This window comes from Mesotoga sp. Brook.08.105.5.1 (genome assembly GCF_002752635.1).
In the GTDB taxonomy this organism is placed as follows: Bacteria; Thermotogota; Thermotogae; order Petrotogales; family Kosmotogaceae; genus Mesotoga.
The window spans coordinates 102229-120497 of sequence record NZ_AYTW01000004.1; the positions used below are offsets into that span (position 1 = coordinate 102229).

18 protein-coding genes and 1 pseudogene are annotated in these 18269 nt (G+C 44.4%); 8 read left to right on the plus strand and 11 right to left on the minus strand.

What is annotated here, in order from left to right; genetic code table 11:
* Positions 1 to 2: 2 nt before the first annotated feature.
* The gene (locus V512_RS01545; RefSeq protein WP_099828698.1) at positions 3 to 992 is read right to left on the minus strand and encodes a DUF1175 family protein; all 990 of its coding nucleotides are present in this window, start codon (positions 990 to 992) and stop codon (positions 3 to 5) included.
* A gap of 181 nt (positions 993 to 1173) precedes the next feature.
* On the opposite strand from V512_RS01545, the gene V512_RS01550 reads away from it, so the two are divergent.
* Entirely contained in the window at positions 1174 to 1653 is a 480-nt protein-coding gene (locus V512_RS01550; protein WP_099828699.1) for a DUF4440 domain-containing protein, read from the plus strand.
* A gap of 108 nt (positions 1654 to 1761) precedes the next feature.
* Here the strand turns inward: V512_RS01550 and V512_RS01555 are convergent, their stop codons facing one another.
* The 5 genes from V512_RS01555 to V512_RS01575 form a co-directional block, all read right to left on the minus strand.
* Positions 1762 to 2136: an FMN-binding protein gene (locus V512_RS01555; protein WP_099828700.1), complete on the minus strand. Its 375-nt coding sequence runs from the start codon at positions 2134 to 2136 to the stop codon at positions 1762 to 1764.
* A gap of 145 nt (positions 2137 to 2281) precedes the next feature.
* Positions 2282 to 3625 (minus strand): chromosomal replication initiator protein DnaA, encoded by a 1344-nt coding sequence (gene dnaA / locus V512_RS01560; protein ID WP_099828701.1) that lies wholly within the window; start codon positions 3623 to 3625, stop codon positions 2282 to 2284.
* Between the two features lie 194 nt (positions 3626 to 3819).
* A complete protein-coding gene (locus tag V512_RS01565) occupies positions 3820 to 3999 on the minus strand; it encodes a ferredoxin (RefSeq protein ID WP_099828702.1) in 180 nt (59 codons plus the stop codon).
* 32 nt (positions 4000 to 4031) lie between these two features.
* Positions 4032 to 4955 (minus strand): hydroxyacid dehydrogenase, encoded by a 924-nt coding sequence (locus tag V512_RS01570; RefSeq protein WP_099828703.1) that lies wholly within the window; start codon positions 4953 to 4955, stop codon positions 4032 to 4034.
* A complete protein-coding gene (locus V512_RS01575; RefSeq protein ID WP_099828704.1) occupies positions 4955 to 6097 on the minus strand; it encodes an alanine--glyoxylate aminotransferase family protein in 1143 nt (380 codons plus the stop codon). The genes V512_RS01570 and V512_RS01575 overlap by 1 nt, the downstream gene beginning before the upstream one ends.
* Before the next feature lie 344 nt (positions 6098 to 6441).
* Here V512_RS01575 and V512_RS01580 point away from each other — a divergent pair, with 344 nt between their 5' ends.
* The 3 genes from V512_RS01580 to V512_RS01590 all read left to right on the plus strand — a co-directional run bounded on the left by V512_RS01580 (position 6442) and on the right by V512_RS01590 (position 9541).
* Positions 6442 to 7374 carry a 6-bladed beta-propeller gene (locus V512_RS01580; RefSeq protein WP_243392209.1) on the plus strand — a complete coding sequence of 311 codons (933 nt, stop codon included), beginning with the start codon at positions 6442 to 6444 and terminating at the stop codon, positions 7372 to 7374.
* A 29-nt stretch (positions 7375 to 7403) separates the two neighbouring features.
* Entirely contained in the window at positions 7404 to 8390 is a 987-nt protein-coding gene (locus tag V512_RS01585) for a hypothetical protein (RefSeq protein ID WP_099828705.1), read from the plus strand.
* Positions 8391 to 9274: 884 nt separating this feature from the next.
* Complete coding sequence (locus tag V512_RS01590; protein WP_099828706.1) at positions 9275 to 9541, plus strand: hypothetical protein; 267 nt, start codon at positions 9275 to 9277, stop codon at positions 9539 to 9541.
* A 108-nt stretch (positions 9542 to 9649) separates the two neighbouring features.
* Here the strand turns inward: V512_RS01590 and V512_RS01595 are convergent.
* Together V512_RS01595 and V512_RS14470 are read right to left on the minus strand one after the other, a co-directional pair.
* Positions 9650 to 9970, minus strand: a pseudogene (locus V512_RS01595) (Pr6Pr family membrane protein); the annotation flags it as partial.
* Between the two features lie 12 nt (positions 9971 to 9982).
* Positions 9983 to 10324, minus strand: coding sequence for a hypothetical protein (locus tag V512_RS14470; protein ID WP_133117305.1), 342 nt, complete (start codon positions 10322 to 10324; stop codon positions 9983 to 9985).
* Positions 10325 to 11221: 897 nt separating this feature from the next.
* Here V512_RS14470 and V512_RS01600 point away from each other — a divergent pair.
* The 3 genes from V512_RS01600 (at position 11222) to V512_RS01610 (ending at position 15537) form a co-directional block, all read left to right on the plus strand.
* Entirely contained in the window at positions 11222 to 11626 is a 405-nt protein-coding gene (locus V512_RS01600; protein WP_099828708.1) for a DUF4332 domain-containing protein, read from the plus strand.
* A gap of 179 nt (positions 11627 to 11805) precedes the next feature.
* Positions 11806 to 12795 carry a GNAT family N-acetyltransferase gene (locus V512_RS01605; RefSeq protein WP_165775320.1) on the plus strand — a complete coding sequence of 330 codons (990 nt, stop codon included), beginning with the start codon at positions 11806 to 11808 and terminating at the stop codon, positions 12793 to 12795.
* Between the two features lie 66 nt (positions 12796 to 12861).
* Positions 12862 to 15537, plus strand: a complete 2676-nt coding sequence (locus V512_RS01610; RefSeq protein ID WP_099828710.1) for an HAD-IC family P-type ATPase — start codon at positions 12862 to 12864, stop codon at positions 15535 to 15537.
* A gap of 22 nt (positions 15538 to 15559) precedes the next feature.
* Here the strand turns inward: V512_RS01610 and V512_RS01615 are convergent, their stop codons facing one another.
* From V512_RS01615 to V512_RS01625, 3 genes are all read right to left on the minus strand, one after another.
* On the minus strand, positions 15560 to 16384 hold the full coding sequence (locus V512_RS01615; RefSeq protein WP_099828711.1) for an alpha/beta hydrolase: 825 nt from the start codon (positions 16382 to 16384) through the stop codon (positions 15560 to 15562).
* Positions 16385 to 16465: 81 nt separating this feature from the next.
* Entirely contained in the window at positions 16466 to 16801 is a 336-nt protein-coding gene (locus tag V512_RS01620) for a hypothetical protein (protein WP_133117306.1), read from the minus strand.
* Positions 16802 to 16870: 69 nt separating this feature from the next.
* Positions 16871 to 17083, minus strand: coding sequence for a non-canonical purine NTP pyrophosphatase (locus V512_RS01625; RefSeq protein WP_099828713.1), 213 nt, complete (start codon positions 17081 to 17083; stop codon positions 16871 to 16873).
* A gap of 323 nt (positions 17084 to 17406) precedes the next feature.
* Here V512_RS01625 and V512_RS01630 point away from each other — a divergent pair, with 323 nt between their 5' ends.
* The gene (locus V512_RS01630) at positions 17407 to 17937 is read left to right on the plus strand and encodes a hypothetical protein (protein WP_099828714.1); all 531 of its coding nucleotides are present in this window, start codon (positions 17407 to 17409) and stop codon (positions 17935 to 17937) included.
* The last annotated feature ends 332 nt before the right edge of the window (positions 17938 to 18269 follow it).

Sequence of the window (18269 nt, forward strand, 5' to 3'; positions counted from 1 at the left end):
CATCACTTGCGGGGTAGAAACTTGAAGGAATATACCCCGAGATAGTTTTCGTTGTTGTATATTGGCAACCATTGATAAGGCATCGTTCGTAAATAATCATCTATTCTCCAGAGCTTCAGAACACCTGAATCACTTTCGGAAAGAGGTCCGGTATGATAGATCAACCCATCGCCAGTGTATATCATCGAGTGAAAAGTTGATGGAGAGGGGTGGTGAAAAAAGAGTATATCTCCAGGTCTTGCAACGCTGAGATCTCTGCCCTTAAATACCATACTACTACGAATCAGGTTGTAAGCATCGGCAAAATAAGTGAATTCTCCGGTGTTACTTATGAAGATTCTATTCTTCAGAATTGGTATATCCGGGTAGTTGTACTTCTTAACGTCAGGTACCGCTTGCAAGTCTATTCCTGTCTTTTCGTACCAAAGCTCTTTGTCAATACCCGAATCAAGAAACCACTGTTCATCATGCCTTTTGAGAGCCTCTCTAGCTGCGAATCTTATTAGCCCGCTGCAATCCCTCTCTTGAGAGCTCCACCTGCTGGAAAACTCAATAACCTGATAAGCTGAAATATTCACAAACCAAGTTCTGAAGTTCTCTGTATCTTCCAAATCAAGCACTAGATTGTCGGGGAAGCCATCTGAATTGATATCGATGAAATCCTCGAACTCTAGAGAGACAGTCTTACGTGCTTTGAATAGTCCTTGAAACGAAATAACAACTACCGCGTCGCTATCGTCAGCAACGAAAGAGTATTGAGTATACCCTCGATCGGCTGACAAGCTTTCCAGGGTTGCTCCTCTCACGTATGTTAAGGAAGGCCTTCCGAAAAGCGAATCAGGAACCTTAACTGTGAAAGCGTCGCCACGTCTAATACCGTTTCTATTAACAACTATCCGTTCAAAACTACCTCTAAAACTCAAATATGTCGCAGATAGGAAAGTAGTTATCAAGAGAGCCAGAACGAAATACACAAGACTGATTCTTTTCAATGCAATCCCCCTCTGTAAACCATCATACTCCTTCAATGATAGGACTTTGGATAGAGGTTTTTGTTCGGGAAAAGCAGATAGTTAAGATCCCCCTCTTTGTAGGTTCACTTATTCTTTTGAAAGATCCTTGGATAAGCAAATCTGTTATTATTAAGAGAAGAAGATGAGCGGGGGTGACGATATGATAAGGAGAAGAGCCTTTTTTGCTACAGTGGTGATGATTATCTCTATGATTCTCACTTCTGGTTGCGTTGGATATATACTGGCAAGACCCGACAGCTTGATTGCGAGGCTGGAGCGTGAGATCAACAGGGGCAGGGAAGACAGAATTCTTGAGCTCTACGCAGAAGAGATTTGGATCGCCACTTCGGGAAGTCCATTAGGAAGAACGCTTCCAAAAGACACCGTTGCCTCCTTCTATGCGGACTTCTTCGAACTCTACGATGGCATTAGTTACACTGTTGAAGTAGAAAGAGTTGAAAGAGACTCCCGAGAAGCAACAATGACTGTGTTCTTCACTCTCGACTATTCATCTGGGGAAGAGAAGTATTCAAAGAGCGGCGAGAGTACGATCTTCTTGACGGGAATTGATAGTCAATGGAAGATTTCCGGAGAATTCAACAATCCGATTATCAGTTTCTTTGAGCCTGCTAGTATGTAATTGCAATATGTATTCATATTTCTAATTTCTAACAAAACTCGTAAGACGATGCAGCGCACGATATCGGCTTTTTGCTTTGGAATCTATCTGTTCTTCTTGAACGGTGATCTAATCTTCGATTTCGCCTATTGCCGCCTTTACCGCTGCAACAATTGACTCACTTGTTGCTGTGGCTCCGGTAATCACATCTACATCGAGACTCTGAGCTTCAACAATTCTTTCGGTTAAGGCTTCTGCACTTCTAGCATACCTATCTGAACGATTCTGAACAATTCTTATCTCAATTATCCTCCCATCCAGTATTTCAACCTCAAGTCCAACGTAACCTTCTCTTCCAACATACACTCCATCTTCCAGATTGCCAAATGGTTGTGAATTGATCTGTGAAATCTTCTCAGGCCTATTGACTTGCCAGTTAAATACTACTCCGATTATCACCATAGCGAGAGCCAAGAAAATCGAAACGCTAATCGTGTATTTCATCGATACCTCCCATCCATAAAAAGCTTATAAAGAAATTGTCCCTCGCATCCCAACCCGAGAGATTTCCTGAATGAAATATTCGGATTACTTTTATCGGCTATTCTCCGAAAATCACGTACCTCATTTCTGATTCAGGTCCAAGAGGTCAAACGGCAGCGGAATTCGAAGAGAGTATCCCGATAATGTCATCAAACAAGAGCTTTGTGGCACCCTTACCCATCATGACGCTTTTATCAATCTTCTTCAGAGAATGAATCACTGTTGAGTGCTGCTTCCCGGTTTCCCTTGCTATCTCCGTTACTTGTTTGCCGAAGTGATTTTTCAGAATGTACATTGTCAGCTGTCTGGCAAGAACTATATCTTTACTTCGACTTCCCGATTCAATCTCCTTTCTGGTAACTTTCATAATCTTCTCAATAGCAGCATAGATCTGGTCTATCGGTCTCTGAGATACTGGAACATTTACTGATCCCGTAAAAGACTGAAGTATTTGAGTTGCCAGAGAAAGGTCTATCTGTGATCTGAAAACACTGCTGTGAACTATCAACTTTATGATTGCGCCTCTAAGTCTTCTTAAGTTTCCGTCGATATTGTCGGCCAAAACTTTCGCCACATCGTCCGGAAGTAAAACGGACTCTCTCTGAGCAAGCTGTTTAGCAATATGAAATCTCGTAGAAGGCTGGGGCTCCTGGATCGACATAAGCATGCCCATCTGGAATCTTGATTTAAGCCTGCTGTGGAAAGTATCAAGCTCCTCAGGATTTCTGTCAGAGCATATTATCAACTGCTTTCCCGAATCGTGAAGCTCATTAAATGAATGAAAGAACTCGTTTTGAACTCCTTTCTTCCCAATTAGAAACTGGATATCGTCGATCAAAAGAATGTCGGATTTCTTTCTGTAGTGGTCTCTGAATTTCTGAATGTTGTTTTCTTTTATCGATTGAATCATGTCGTTCATAAACTGCTCGCTTGTTATGTATAGCACCTTCTTGTCAGGAAAACTGTTCATCGTCTCTTGAGCGATTGCCTGAAGGAGATGTGTCTTACCCAGCCCAACATCTCCGTATACGAAGAAGGGATTATATTTGCCCGGATTCTGGGCAACATCAAGCGCAACTTGGTAGAGCGCCTTATTCTCGCTCCCAACAACGAAATTTCTGAATGTGTATTCCGGGTTTAGGTTGGAAATCATCAGCGGCTTTCTTTTCAACAGAGAACCGGAAACTCTTGAATCGCTTTGCTCCTCAGAGGGGGTCTCTTTGCTTTTGTAGATTATTTCGAAAGGCATTTTCTTTCCAAGGATACTTGATATTGAATCGGAAATGACTCCTCCGTATTTTGTCTGGAGCCAATCCTTTATGAATAGATTGGCAACAGAGAAAACCACTTTCTCATCTTCGACTTCTTTCAATTCAAATGTGGAGAACCAGTTGTCCCACGTTTTCTTTGAGACCTTCTTCTTAAGAGTGCTTATTATAGAATTAGACACAACGACCTCCACGGATAATAGCTGTAACCCTGAAGCGAACCGCATAATAGGAAATAACGAATAATATGTAGCTCCGAAGCAATTACTACTATACCAGACTTAACACGCAGAAAAAATAGACAAATTTTGTGTTCCACTATAGAAAGGGGCAGACCATTTGTCTGCCCCTACATGTGATCGTTAAGAATTGGAAACTATTCTACTTTTATTGACTGAACTGGACAGGAATCAGCGGCATCCTGAGCACAAGCCGCTTCTGTCTCCGGAACAATCACCTCTGCCTTTCCATCATCATTCATTCTGAAGACATCGGGGCATATTCCTTCGCACACGCCACAGCCAATACAAGTATCTTTGTCTACATATACTTTCACACTCACACCTCCACCAGAAAAATCATTGTGAATTATATCATGCCCTTACACTCTTTAACGATTATCTTGGCCATCTCCAGGCCAACTCTCTTCTGACCCTCCGATGTACTTGCTCCTACATGAGGAACGCAAATGACGTTCCCCAGTCCGATAAGTTTCCTTCTCAACTCGTCGGACGGCGGCTCTACCTCAAAAACATCAAGGGCTGCTCCAGAAACCTTACCTGAAACCAATCCGTTGTAGAGTGCCTGTTCATCTATGGTCCCACCTCGGCTTGCATTGATAATAATAACGCCGTCTTTCATCAGGGAGATCTCTTTTTCACCAATTATGTGTTTCGTTTCGGGAGTGAGGGGTATGTGGAGCGATATTATATCCGATCTCTCAATAAGTGAGTCAATGGTGTCCGTCAGATCGACTTCCAAATCGGTTTCCTTAACAAAAGGATCGTACGCACAGACTTTCATTCCAAATGCCAATGCTCTCTTTGCTACTTCTCTGCCTATTGCTCCAAACCCGATCAATCCTATAGTCTTGCCAAAGATCTCGGTACCCTTGAGCTCCTTCTTCTCCCACTTTCCTTCCTTAATTCCGTAAGTACCTCTTGGAATATGTCTGACCAGTCCAAGAAGCAATCCAAAAGTCAGCTCAGCCACCGATATCGCGTTCGCGCCAGGTGTATTTCTGACAAGGATATTGTGCTTCCTTGCCGACTCGACATCTACATTGTCCAACCCAACTCCAGCTCTTGCGATTAGCTTGAGTTTCTTCCCTGCCTCGATTATCTCTGATGTGACTTTCGTCGCACTCCTGACAACGAGCACTTCAACCTCAGGCATTATCTCAAGCAACTGATCTTTATCGAGATGCTCTGCAGATATCTGGAAGAGATTGCTGTCTTCGAGTATCTTCATCGCAGTTTTATCTAGAGGATCGTTAGCATGAAGTCGAAGCATCACGCACCCTCCTTTTCGAATACTTCCATAGCGACTTTCGCTCCGGTCCCGTACTCGACATTGAAGCCGAGTCTTCGCAAGACTTTCTCAAGAGCCGTTAGGGCAATTACTACGTCATAGTCGGACATATAGCCGAGGTGTGCAATTCTGAAGATGTTTCCTTTCATCGCGCCCTGTCCTCCTGCGATTGTTACGCCATATTCGTCTCTCATAATAGAGACGATTTTGCCGCCGTCGACTCCTTCAGGTACTTTGACAGAAGTGAGGACGTTTCCCGGTCTCTTGGAAAAAAGCTCCAGCCCCATAGCTTTTATGGCTTCTCTTGTTGCCTTTCCCATCAGTTCGTGTCGTGCCCACACATTCTCCATGCCTTCGTCAAGGAGCATTTTTACTGCAAGGCTCTGCTGATAGATCAAATTAACTGCGGGCGTCCATGGAAGAGGGTCTTTGAGATATTTCTTCAGATTAAAATAGTAGCTTGTCGATTTCGTGTTCTTAGCCTTTTCAACGGCTTCTTTGCTGAATGATATGAAGGCCAGTCCAGGAGGTAGCATGAAACCCTTCTGAGAACCGGAGACAACGATATCCAGTCCCCACTCATCCGTTAGCAATGGCTCTGCAACAAGACCGCTTATACCATCAACCACAATCAGCTTGCCGGCCTTCTTCACAACTTTGCTGATACCTTCGATATCCATTACAGTACCTGTGGATGTCTCACTAAGAGTCGTCAGAACTGCAACCGCATCCGGGTTGGCATTAAGGGATTCTTCAACCATTTCCGGAGTGTAGAAATCTCCATACTCCCTCTCCAACAAGACAACATCTGCACCGAAAGTCTTTGCTAGCTCAAGCCATCTTTCGCCAAACTTTCCAACACTGCAAACTATGACTTTCTCGCCGGGATTTACAATATTCGTGACGGCCATTTCCATGGCACCTGTTCCTGAAGAAGCTAGAATGAATAGATCATTCTCCGTCTTGAAGACATTCTTAGTGCCGCTTACCGCATCTTCAAAGATTTTTTTGAACTGTGGAGTTCTGTGATGAATAGTATCCCTAGCACCTTCAAGTAGTACATCGATAGGAACCGGGGTGGGCCCAGGAGCAAGTAGGTAATTCTTCTTAATCATCTTTGCCAATTGAGGCACCTCCAATTCAATTTGGTTTTTGGTGTTCATTCTATCTTGAGGGTATATACTTGCTAAATTGAATCACCATCGATTATGAGGAATAATCAACGACATCTCATCTATAGTTTAGAACACGTAGCTTTATGTGGCAACGCCCGGTAACCTCAAACAAAGACAATGATTGTTGGTAGAAGCATCACATCACGTTTATACTTGGTTTTGCGCCTTCCTCGCTCCTTCATTTTCATTTGCGACCGAAGACCCGGAATCACCCGATACGAGTGTATGAAATCGTTCTGTTTTGAGCATCAGGGATGATAAGATCAGACAGGCAAAATGAGATGCCAAAAGGGGTGGATTTTTTGAAGTGGTTTGCCATTCTTACGGTTCTGATTATTTCTTCTATTTCGTTGCTAGGTTTGTCCGTGACTTTCGAAAAGTCATGGGGGTCTCAAGGAAACAAGGACGGACAGTTCAGTGACCCTCAGGGGCTTGCCTCAGACGGGAAAGATTTCATTTACGTAGCCGACACACTTAATCATAGAATTCAGGTTTTCGACAGCACCGGAAAACACCAAATGTCCTTCGGAAGGTTTGGCAGCGAGCGAGGTGAATTCCTTTTCCCGCATGATGTTGTTGTAGATTCTAAAGGCAGTATATACGTCGCTGATTCCCAGAATGGCAGAGTTCAGAAGTTCGATAACGAGAACAAGTTTGTGAAGTCATGGGGAAGTAAAGGTGCAGAACCCGGTCAGTTTGACGGACCTATGTATATTGCAATCGATGGCGCAGACACAATATATGTAGGCGATGCTTTCAATCAAAGAGTTCAGGTTTTCGATGGGGAAGGAACTCTTCTGCTGACAGTAGGCGCAAAGGTAAACATGTTCGAGGCAATGAACCCCGGCAATCTCGCCTCAATATCGGGGTTGAGTGTTGACAGCAATGGAAACATCTACGTATCGGACGACATAATGAGAAGAATCCAGAAGTTTGATTCCCAAGGGAACTACATTTCAAACTGGGCCTCAACCTATGAAGGCAACTGGGGCCAGCCTGGAGAGTCTGTGGTAGATCGTTTTGGAAATCTGTTCTTTATAAACAAAATGACAAGTATGATACTAGTTCTTGATCCGGACGGAAACTTCCTCTTTGAGTGGGGAGGTGTAGGAACTACAAGTGGTTTATTTACGAAGCCTTTCAATATATGTGTCGACGGTAAAGACAATGTGTTTGTACTGGAGCAATTAGGAAATAGGATTCAAAGATTCAAGATCAATTACTAATCAAGGTATAGGACAAAGGAGGTTGGTTTATGAAGAAGTTTTCTGTTTTGCTGATTTTGATAGTCCTTATCGCCAGCTCCGTTTTCTCCCAGCGGTTATTGTCACAAGACAGTGCGAAGTTCATCAGTATTGTAACCGACGGAACTTTCAATAATTTCCCCGATGTGCCCATAGGCGAAGCCTTTGACTCATTCTTCGAGATGTCAAGATGGAAGCATTTGAAGGAAGGAACGCAAAACATTGTTGAGTTCAGCGGCAGCTTCGCGGATGAATATAGGGGAAGTTCAACGGTTCTGATGCGATTCTCGGTTGTAGAAGAGGACTCTACCTTCACATTGAGCTATTGGGAGATCAATGGAGTTCCTCAGGATAATAGCGGCCAGTACGCTTTTTTGGAGAGGATCTTTCTTCCCGATAGGGCTGCTGTAGCAATCTCCATAGTAAGAGACGGTTTCTTCTACGAATTCCCCGACAGGGTAATAGGAGAGTCTTTCAGCAGCTTTTTCGCCGATAGTTACTGGGATTACTTCCTTACTTCCGACAATCTAGACGTTGTAGAGTTCTCGGGCTTCTTCTACAGCAACGACGAGCTTGTTGAAGCTCTCTTCCAGTTCATAGTAAACGTCGATGAACGGACCTTCGAGATCGCTTACCTCGGAGTTGACGATGTTACTCAGGACGATACGTTGATTAATACGTTGTTGAACTCAATCTTTGCATCGAAAATCACGGACGTCAAGAACTCATATTTCGACGTGTACTACAACTGGATGACGCTAGGGGAAGCCTTTGACAGTTTCTTCTACGATCCATACTGGGACTACTTTCTATCAACAGATGATCTCGATATTGTAGAGTTCTATGGAACCTTCGACCTTGGAGGGATTCCAGCAGAAGTGTACTGCCAATTCGAAGTATATGACGATGGCAGCTACGATCTCTATTACTGGGAGATAGATGGATACTATGAAAGCATAAATGCCTTCTACCTGCTTCTTGAATTGATTTACTACTGAATTTTGTAGAGAGGGCTCATCAGGGCCCTCTTCTTTTCCGCCTTCAAACTGAACAGATCTACGAAACAATCGGCATGAAATCGACAAAACTCTATTTCTAGGTTTTTGTTGAGCGGTGGAATCGTGGAACCGAAAGATAAGTGCGTCACGATTTTCAAGGGGCTTTGCTAGCGGGTAGTTTTAGGTCACCCTTCAATAAAGGAGGGATGTTATAGAAGGTTACTTGGAGGTTCTCATTCCTCACGAGATGAACAATACCGTTAGGGAAATCATAGAATGATAGTGCAGGAAAGACCAAGCGGTTACTAGGAGCTCCAAGGAGTCCCCAAGAACACAGAATGTCAGAACATTGATTCACGGGTTTCAAGCAGAACGTTGTTAACGAGTGGAGGCTTCCTGAATGGCCTTTGCCCTGAGTGATTCCGTTTCAAGCAGAACATTGTTAACGAGTGAAAATCCTTTCAAACTCTCCCTAGTGTTTATTACGAAAACTCTTCTAGCAAAGCGACAATTGGAAAATGCAATCACCTACAAAGCTTTGGAATACAGATGCTAATGCATTGAGGGAGTTCTAGCATACGTTCTGGAACTAGAGATGCTCAACTACTCTAGGGAAGAAAGGAGAGATCACTTAATTCAATTCGTATTTCCTCTTTGTTCTTGAAGGGATCCGGTCAAAGCAGTGATATCGAATCTCGATTATTCAATGAACAGCATAATTAAATCTACTTGGAACTCCACGATCTGTTTGCTGATTAGGTGATGCTATTCGCTCCGTCCAAGTGTTTGCTGCAGAATATAAGTCCAAGTTGAGAATCTAAGGAAACTCTAAGGAATGGATAGTAATATCTTGTGTACTGCTTGAATGAAGGAGGTGCATAGGGATGAAGAAAGTAGTCATAATCGTACTTATACTTTTCCTGGCGGCAACTCTAACCTATGCTGTTGGTCAGCAACTCAGAGGAAACAAGGGCGCTAGACTTGCTTCCGAAGAGTGTCCGCGTTTTGCTGAAAGAACTGAAGCCAATGTAGGAGAGTCATGTCCTAATGACGGAGAGATGCTTCAGAAACGCTTGAGAAATGGTAGTTCTGAAGCGGAGAAGTCTTTCGGCGAAGGAAGAGGATACCGCAAAGGTTTGGGAACACGCTAACAGCGAGTTGTTAGTTCTCTTAAGGAGGGCCCAGCCCTCCTTTTCTTAACTTACATAAGGACAAGAGATATGAATCAATGCAAACTGACTTTTAGGCCAGTTTTCTAATCAAATTTGGTTATTATTCTTGAATAGATTTGTAAAGCGACCGCCAGAAAGATGTAGATGGTTCAAGAAGACCATTAGATAGCCGGTCGCGATGAAAATCAAACCGACAACAAGAGTGAAGATGAAGAGATTTAGATATGAACCAATTCCGTTTGGATAGGCCGCAGCGGGTTTTAGAAACCAGTAAGGGAAAAAACCTGTTATGGCTCCTCGAATCACCGAAACAACCGCGTAGGAAAGAGGATATACCGCCCAGAGTAAGGGATAGAAAAACCTATATGATTTCCCTTCTTCAAAGATTAGCCAGAAGATTATCGCGAGAAGCGGTGTAACTTAGTGCAAAAGGTTGTTAGCGAACAGAGCCTGTCCTCTGGGCCAATAGTGGTCCGAAAGAAGGAGATGGTAAATAGTCATAGTCACTGTTATCCACAACACCGAACCACCCGTGATAATGCTCAGTAATCCTGCTGTTATTTGTGATTTTGCTGTCCTTATGGAGAATACTGCATTCAAGAGGGCGACTATTGCGACTATCAGATTCGTCTGCAAAGCGTAGTAGCTCAATTGCATCAGTGCTCCCGAAAGATTCCTGGACAATAACAGTTGAAAGGCTATTCCAGAAAGAGAGATACAGAACAACGATAATTGAGAAATCAGATTCACTTTCCTTTTCACTTTGAGCTCCTAGTATCGAAGAATTCGGTTCGCTCGTAATTCAGCTCTCGGAAGAGTTTTGAGCTCCAATGATTCACAGCCAACATACTGAATTATAGAGTCTGCAAGTCTTAAAGTCCGTATTACTAGATTTCGGAAGGACTGAATCCAGGAGTATTGATTTCCTCGAGTGTCGACTCTCTCCAAGTACCTTTCTTTTTATAACAAGGAAGTATAATAACATTGGTGTTACCTAATTTCAAAGGAGGGAGGCCATTTGTGAGACTATTTGATCTCGAGCTGAAGCAGCTTTGTGAAGAAGATGACGCTTCGGAACTAGCCCGATCCGTTAATACAACTCCGGAGAAGGTCAGAGAACGCACTTAACCTGTGTCCCTACGCTCCTAAAGGGGCTTTTGCTCTACTCCTCGACTGAGCCAGGTTTTGAATCTCTCAGCAAGGGGTTGAAGAAGCATCGGGAAGATACTCCAGAGAATGTCCGTATATCCATCTCAGCCGTTCACAAGACCAAAGAGTCTGAGATGCGTTAGCTGGACTATGTGGAAAATGAAATGAAGAAGAATCTTGGGAGCCGACAAAACTATAGCCCAATCGTGTTTCAGGCATTCTTAGGCAACTGGCATAGTTGCTTCTGGTGGTCCTTGACAAGGAGAAAAAAGATGAAAATATTGATTCCGCGCCAACAAGTGATTGCTTTGTAAATAGGGCAGCAGCGGAGATGTTTAGAGGATGTCATCCGATTTGCTTGACAAGAGCAAAGAGGGGCAAGTTGTTGATTGCGAGAGTTCCTCCGTTGGGGACTTGCTCAAGAAATGGCCAAGTGAATCATGTGGTTGTGGCAGAGCAGTTGCGGGATAGTTTGAAATCAAAACCACTATATAGAAGGGAGGAAGATCAATGGCGAAACTCACTATTGTAGAAGGGATCGGACCCGTGTTTGAAAAGAAGCTCAAGGATGCGGGTGTAAATTCAATCGAAGCGCTTCTGAAGACCTGCGAAACAAAGAAGGCACGAGCCGAACTTGCTAAGAAAACCGATATTCTTGAAGAGACCATCCTTACCTGGGTGAATCACGCAGATTTGATGAGAATCAAGGGAATCGGGGGAGAATACTCTGAACTACTTGAAGCAGCTGGAGTCGACACAGTGCCAGAACTCTCTAAGAGAAACGGTGATAACCTTTATGAAAAGGTAGTGGAAGTAAATGCAGCAAAGAGACTCGTGCGCAAATTACCATCCAAGAAACAGATTCTGAATTGGATTGAGCAGGCCAAGAAGCTTCCTAGAGCGATTCAATACTGAGCTCCTCAGATAAGCTCAGCAGCTCGAGACTGATGAAAAGTGGCCGGGTGAATTCCGGCCCTTTCTTTTGGTTGTACTGTAGCGAGAGACTTGGGGAGAGTTGTTGGATTTGCTGCTATGGTATAATTCACAATTATTCGGTGCAGAAAGTCTCATGCTATGTTCAGGGAGGGATCTCTTTGAAGAAAGATGTCACCATGAGGAGCTATGTCCCAGAGAGTGACTACATGAGAATAAGAAACCTGATAATAGAGACTTTCCCACTCTGTGGAGGACCTTTCAACTGGACCATTGACAGGTGGAATATCTGTAGATTTCACATCATACCTCTCCATAAGTACTATTCAACAAGTTATTTCGGCGTTCCGACGAGACCACATGTGGACCACAGAGACGATCTTCCTCTATGGCAAAACGGAATTGGAATCTGGGAAACCGGCGATGGAGAAGTAGTTGCTGTAGCACATTCCGAAAACGAAGAGCCCGGAGAAGCCTGGACACAAATCCATCCGAATTACGGGTTTCTTTGTCCTGAGATTATCGATTACATTGAAGAGAACCTTGCAGACTGGGCAAATGGATATGGGTTCGTGAAACTCTATGTCAAAGATCTTGACGATCTTGAATCGGTGGTGGAGGAGAAAGGCTACATCAGACTGGAGACACCTATTCCCTACATTGTCTATGAGATTCACGATGATGCAGAGACTCCTTCCTTTCCGGTAGGATACAAAGTACTCAGTATTGCTGAAGAAGACGATCCGATCAAGAGATCAAGAGCAAAGGCGATGGCCTTTCATGGTTTTTGTCCACCTTCACATTGGCCTCCAGCAGACGCTTTCAGAGAGATTCAGAAAGCTCCTGATTACGGTAGAGAGCTAGACCTTTTTGTTGTAAGTCCCAATGGCGAGCATGTTTCCTTTTGTACGATTTGGCTCGATCTGGAAAACCGATATGGAAACTTTGAACCGGTCGGCACACACGTTGACTACAGAAATCTCGGTTTTGCAACTCAACTACTTTTGGAAGGCATTAGAAGAATGAAATCATTTGACATTGAAAGATCATTCATGAATTCTACTGTTGAGTTCTACAGGAAATTTGGATTCAAGGATACTTCTAGATATTGCAGACCTTGGGTGAAGTATTTCATCACCCAGAGCAATTGAGGTCAGTTCATTGAGGGCCTTCTCAAAACCAGGAAACTCGAATTCCTGTTGATGCAGGGGGGAACAATGCAGAAGAGTATTGAAAACACAAAGTGGTATAAGCTTTCGGTAGAGGAAACTCTCCAGAATCTGGATAGCTCGAAGGAGGGAATCTCATCAGAAGAAGTCAAAGAGAGGTTAAACAGATTCGGTCCAAATGAACTCCCGAAGAAAAAACCCGTCACTATCCTCCAGATAATTCTCTCGCAGTTCAAGGACCCTTTGATCTACATACTCCTGATTGCCGGATTCATTTCCGTGATAATTGGTGAACCCGATGATGCAATCTTTATACTTGCCGTAGTTGTCCTGAACGCAATTATCGGAACAACTCAAGAATTCAAGGCCGAGAAGAGCGCCGAGGCTCTATTGAAAATCATGAAAGTGGAATCAAGAGTAATACGCAATGGGGAGACCAGAACGGTAAACTCAAATGAACTGGTGCCTGGAGACATTGTTCTTGCCGAGTCGGGTGATAGGTTATCCGCTGATATCAGGTTAATAGAAACCAACAATCTTTCTGTCGACGAGTCGTTCCTAACAGGCGAATCTACTACCGTTGAGAAGAACACGGATCAACTCGATGAAGATCTTGAGATAGGCGATCGAAAGAACCTGGCATTTGCCGGTTCAACAGTAATAACGGGTAGAGCAAAGGGAGTCGTAGTCGCAACAGGCAACAGCACCGAAATTGGAAAGATTGCAGAAGTCGTAACTGGATCCGAGCAAGGAAAGGCTCCTCTCGTGATTAGGATGGAGGAATTCACGCGCAAGATTGCATATATTGTGCTGATAGCAGCGGCGGGATTCGCTCTGCTCAGACTCTTGCAAGGATACCCTCTTTCCGACGTATTCTTTCTCGCCGTGGCGCTCTCTGTTTCCGCCATCCCCGAGGGGCTTCCCGTTGCTCTAACTGTTGCGCTTTCAGTCGCAACGAGCAGGATGGCAAAAAGGAACGTTATTGTCAGAAAGCTCGAAGCAGTTGAGAGTCTCGGAAGTTGCACCGTCATCGCCAGTGACAAAACCGGAACACTCACAGTTAATCAGCAGACTGCAAGAATTGTAAGACTAGCTTCTGGAAAGGACTATGAAATAAGTGGTGAAGGATATAACGACAAAGGAGAGTTTCAAGGAATCGAACATGAGATTCCCGAAGCTCTGAAAGAACTAATAAAGATTTCCGTTATAGCCAATGAAGGTGTTCTCGAAAAGGAGAACGACCAGTGGCATCAAAGTGGTGACGCAATGGACGTTGCTCTTCTCTCAATGGCCTACAAATCGGGTCTTTCACCGAAGTCACTTCGTGAAGAGACTCGGGTATTGAGAGAAGTTCCATACGAATCGGAGAAGAGATACTCTGCAGCCATTTATGAATACCAGGGAAAAAAGATATGTGCTATGAAGGGAGCGGTCGAGACGATCCTTTCGAGATGCAAAACTGTGTTGAATGATGATGGTAGCACCAATGAGCTCGACAGCAAAGAAATTGAGGCTAAAGCGCTTTCGTTGGCTGAAGGCGGCTACAGAGTGCTCGCCTTCGCTTCAGGTGAAGTAGACCGTGATGATATTGAGATTGATGAGATTAACGACCTTGTGTTCATCGGACTAGTCGGATTCATAGATCCGCTGAGGCCGGAAGTCAAAGGTGCGGTCAGAGAAAGCCAGGATGCTGGAGTCAAAGTCATTATGATAACTGGAGATCACCCGTCTACGGCCAAAGCAATTGCAGAAGAACTCGAAATCATAGGAAAGAACGACAAAGTAGTTACGGGCAAAGACCTCGAGAGCGCTGGCGACCACGAAAGCAAAGAATTTGCCAACCTATGCCTTTCTTCTAATGTCTTTGCAAGAGTTTCTCCAGTCCAGAAGCTTCATATCGTTGAAGCACTGAAGAGAGAAGGCCACTTCGTAGCAGTTACGGGTGATGGTGTGAATGACGCTCCTGCACTGCAAAGGGCAAACATTGGTGTAGCAATGGGCTCGGGTACAGATGTTGCCAAAGATACCGGTTCGATAATCATCACAGATGATAATTTTGCTTCGATAGTATCGGGAATAGAGGAGGGTAGGTTCGCGTTTGCAAACGTTCGCAAAGTGATCTACTTATTGATATCGACTGGCGCCGCTGAACTTCTGCTATTTGTTCTCGCGGTGATCTTCAATGTTCCTCTTCCTTTAGTTGCGGTTCAGATTCTCTGGCTAAACCTTGTCACGAATGGAATACAAGACGTTGCCCTTGCCTTCGAGAAAGGCGAACCCGGGGTGATGAAGAATCCCCCAAGAAGAACAGACCAGGGGATCTTCGACAGATTGATGATTGGAGAGACACTCTTGTCAGGGTTCTCAATGGGGCTTGTTGCCTTTGTTGCCTGGATGGTGTTTCTGGGTTCCGGAATGGAAGAGGACTCCGCAAGAAATCTACTTCTTCTTCTGTTTGTCCTTATGCAAAATGTTCATGTTTTCAATTGCAGATCAGAAACAGAGTCGGCCTTCAGAGTACCCCTTAGGAGAAACTACATTCTGGTTTTTGGAGTTATTGCAGCACACGGCCTCCACCTGATTGCAATGAACACTTCCTTATTCCAGAACTTGCTCGGTGTTTCTCCTGTTTCGATCTCCCAGTGGCTGATTTTGCTGGCATGTGCAGCGCCTCTGTTGGTAGTGATGGAGCTTTTCAAGCTATTCCAAAGAAGAAGCTCTTAACTGATAACGGTCATAAAACTAATTAAGCTCCAAGATCTGAGTTCTTCATAATGAAGCCTAGAAGCAGGCTGTTCAGTACGTCTGGCTTTTCAAATATTGTCACGTGACCACAATCAGGAATAACAGCGAATTCCGATCTCTGGATCCTGTCCGCCATGATTTTCGAAAACCTCCTGGGCTTCAGAATATCTTCTTCACCACAGACTAGAAGCGTTGGGCAGCTGATTCTTCCAAGCGAATCGCTCATGTACACGTCGCTCAAGAACGTATCATACAGAGTTATCTGGCCCTCGAAGTAGTCCTCTGATACCCTTTTCAATGCATTCGCTCGCTCTTCAAGCATCTTGATATTGCTCTTGATGAAGGAATTGCTGTAGATTGTCGGCACCATATTCCAGAAGAATTTCACAGGGTCACCTTTGCCAGCTGCTTCTTTCCAATTGCGGATAAAAAGCTTTAGAACCTCGTCGAGCTCACTCACCGAATCAATGATTGAAATTGACTTAACCATCTCAGGAAAATCAATGGCAAATCTTAGAGCTACTTCGCCTCCGTAAGAAGTACCGATTATGTGCACTTTGTCAATATCCAGTTCCTTCATTAGAAGCAAAGCCTCTTCAGCATGCTCTCTGAACGTGTAAGGCCCAGCCGGTTTTTCCGAGAGAAGCTGGCCCTTGAAATCGTGAAGGAGAATCTTGTACCCGAATCTCTCAAAGACACCTGTTTGCAGCGACCAGCTGTTCGTCGAAGCCATGACTCCATTGAAAAAGGCGACCGTCTCGCTTCCTCCTTCATTGCCTCTAATCTCGTAGTAAAGTCGAGTTCCATTAATTGTCTTGTAAGCCATTTTGTCCTCCCTTTATTGCCTTGCTGCTTAATAGCATTTCATGAGCAGCGGGATTACGATATTGCTCTTATAGAATGCACATCAACATATTAACATATTAACGGATTGCTTCGCTGAAGAAATTCCTGAAGCCATTACGACGCTATAAGCACTGGCCCTTTCTTCGTCGGTAAGGTCAACAAAGTACTTACCCGACTGAACATCAACAGAGAGCGAATTCATAGGGAACCCTTCAACTCTTATCGAATGCGGCTTGCTCACAAGATAAAACGTCTCTTCTATCGTGTCATCCATCAGCCAGCGTTTTCGATCGTCGCTCAAGACAAGAAAGATGGCGTTTCTATAATGAGCCACTGTCCGCCCTCCGAGTCCGGCTACGAGCCTACTGTAGTAGTCGATCATTTCGTCGTCATTCATAACCTTGTCACCCAGCCTTCTGTTCTTCACTCCAGGCTGAAGTTCAGAATCTAGGCCTTCGATGTAAAGTCAGGAGTCGCAAGCAAAGATGGGTTTGCCAATTAAGCGATAGTAAGCCTCCACCTTTGTCTTGGCATTTTCGAGAGGACTAATTCCGGACTCCTCAACAGTCGGAAGATGATCGAGTGAACAGGGGTCTTTTATCTGGAGATCTAGTCCATCAAGCATCTTCTTCATGCTCGTCACTTTTGCCGGGTTTCTTGTACCATAGACAAGCTCCATCCTTGCACCCCTACGAACCACATTGTACTCCCTTCTTTCATGATAACATTCGATAGCTTATTAGAAACTTCTTCATATGGTGCCTCTCTGAGGTTCCCCTGCTATTGACCTGGAGATAAGATAAACAAGAGCTCCACTAGGGTGTCGGACTTCCCGGAGCCGTGCTTTGTGTAGATTTGTCCAGGCCGCACTGTGTTCGAATTACGAAAACTTATAATGAAAGTGTAGGGAGTAGACTTCAATTGCCGAATTTCAACCGCAATAGCGACCCTTGCTGAATCAACCAAAGCCACTTCCTGGATGAGAGATTGGGAGGGTTCAATATGAGGCTACTGCCGGTTGCTCTGTCTATCCTTCCAATTGCTCTTAGTGCAACTTTCATGGAGCACAAAAGAGAAGACACTATTTTAGACGGTAGTGGAAAGGCCCTGATATCGAGAATGGAATGTGTTCCGGCTTCTGCCCTTGCTTCACTGTACAGAATTCACTGGGAATATGTCGAAAAGCTCGGGGAAGAACAAGACTTCTTTTCACAGGCATCAACGGAACTGAAATTCCTGCTTCCGGGTGAGTTAGCCTGGAATTCTGCTCAGCGGGATCGTGAAACAGATTCACTTTTCAGAACTATGGAAGGACAGATAAATGGATTTTCAGTCCATAGATCAGGCGATGATCTCTGGACAATAGAGACAGGACCAGCTGAGAAACTGATGGAGGAATACTTCGAATTCATCTTCTCACAGATGATGTTTCAGACGATGTTCCTGGAATCTCTTGAGAAGCCCTCTAAAGAATTCCAGGATCTTTCAGTGACGGAGCAATTACTCACACGAAGATCACAAAAATCGCCCTAGCCGAAGGCCAAAAGCCATCAACCTCTGAACAACTAGGATGATTGAACTGTCTGGTTGACTTCGGAGGCCGCTCAAAGGTGGCGGCCACACTCTCGGTGGCGAATAACACCCTGTACTTGATTGAGAGTCTCGATTCTTCCTTGTCATGACCAACCACGCTTTTCGAGCAAAGGGGCGTCTTTATCAAGATGCTCTATAACAACAGCAGGTTCAAGGCAGAGTATCGTCCTCCGGAGAAGGATTGTACGAACTATACGTAGCATAAGCGATCAAAACGATGCAGGCTTCGGACGTGACGCGGGTGACTCTCGTCCAGAATTTCCCCGCTGCCG

What these genes read in the sequence shown, in the direction of transcription:
- V512_RS01625 (WP_099828713.1), bottom strand. Translation starts at nt 17,083, where the DNA reads ATGGAGCTTGTCTATGGTACAAGAAACCCGGCAAAAGTGACGAGCATG.
- V512_RS01585 (WP_099828705.1), top strand. Translation starts at nt 7,404, where the DNA reads ATGAAGAAGTTTTCTGTTTTGCTGATTTTGATAGTCCTTATCGCCAGC.
- V512_RS01600 (WP_099828708.1), top strand. Translation starts at nt 11,222, where the DNA reads ATGGCGAAACTCACTATTGTAGAAGGGATCGGACCCGTGTTTGAAAAG.
- V512_RS01630 (WP_099828714.1), top strand. Translation starts at nt 17,407, where the DNA reads ATGAGGCTACTGCCGGTTGCTCTGTCTATCCTTCCAATTGCTCTTAGT.
- V512_RS01620 (WP_133117306.1), bottom strand. Translation starts at nt 16,801, where the DNA reads ATGAATGACGACGAAATGATCGACTACTACAGTAGGCTCGTAGCCGGA.
- V512_RS01610 (WP_099828710.1), top strand. Translation starts at nt 12,862, where the DNA reads ATGCAGAAGAGTATTGAAAACACAAAGTGGTATAAGCTTTCGGTAGAG.
- V512_RS01570 (WP_099828703.1), bottom strand. Translation starts at nt 4,955, where the DNA reads ATGCTTCGACTTCATGCTAACGATCCTCTAGATAAAACTGCGATGAAG.
- V512_RS01555 (WP_099828700.1), bottom strand. Translation starts at nt 2,136, where the DNA reads ATGAAATACACGATTAGCGTTTCGATTTTCTTGGCTCTCGCTATGGTG.
- V512_RS01615 (WP_099828711.1), bottom strand. Translation starts at nt 16,384, where the DNA reads ATGGCTTACAAGACAATTAATGGAACTCGACTTTACTACGAGATTAGA.
- V512_RS01590 (WP_099828706.1), top strand. Translation starts at nt 9,275, where the DNA reads ATGAAGAAAGTAGTCATAATCGTACTTATACTTTTCCTGGCGGCAACT.
- V512_RS01550 (WP_099828699.1), top strand. Translation starts at nt 1,174, where the DNA reads ATGATAAGGAGAAGAGCCTTTTTTGCTACAGTGGTGATGATTATCTCT.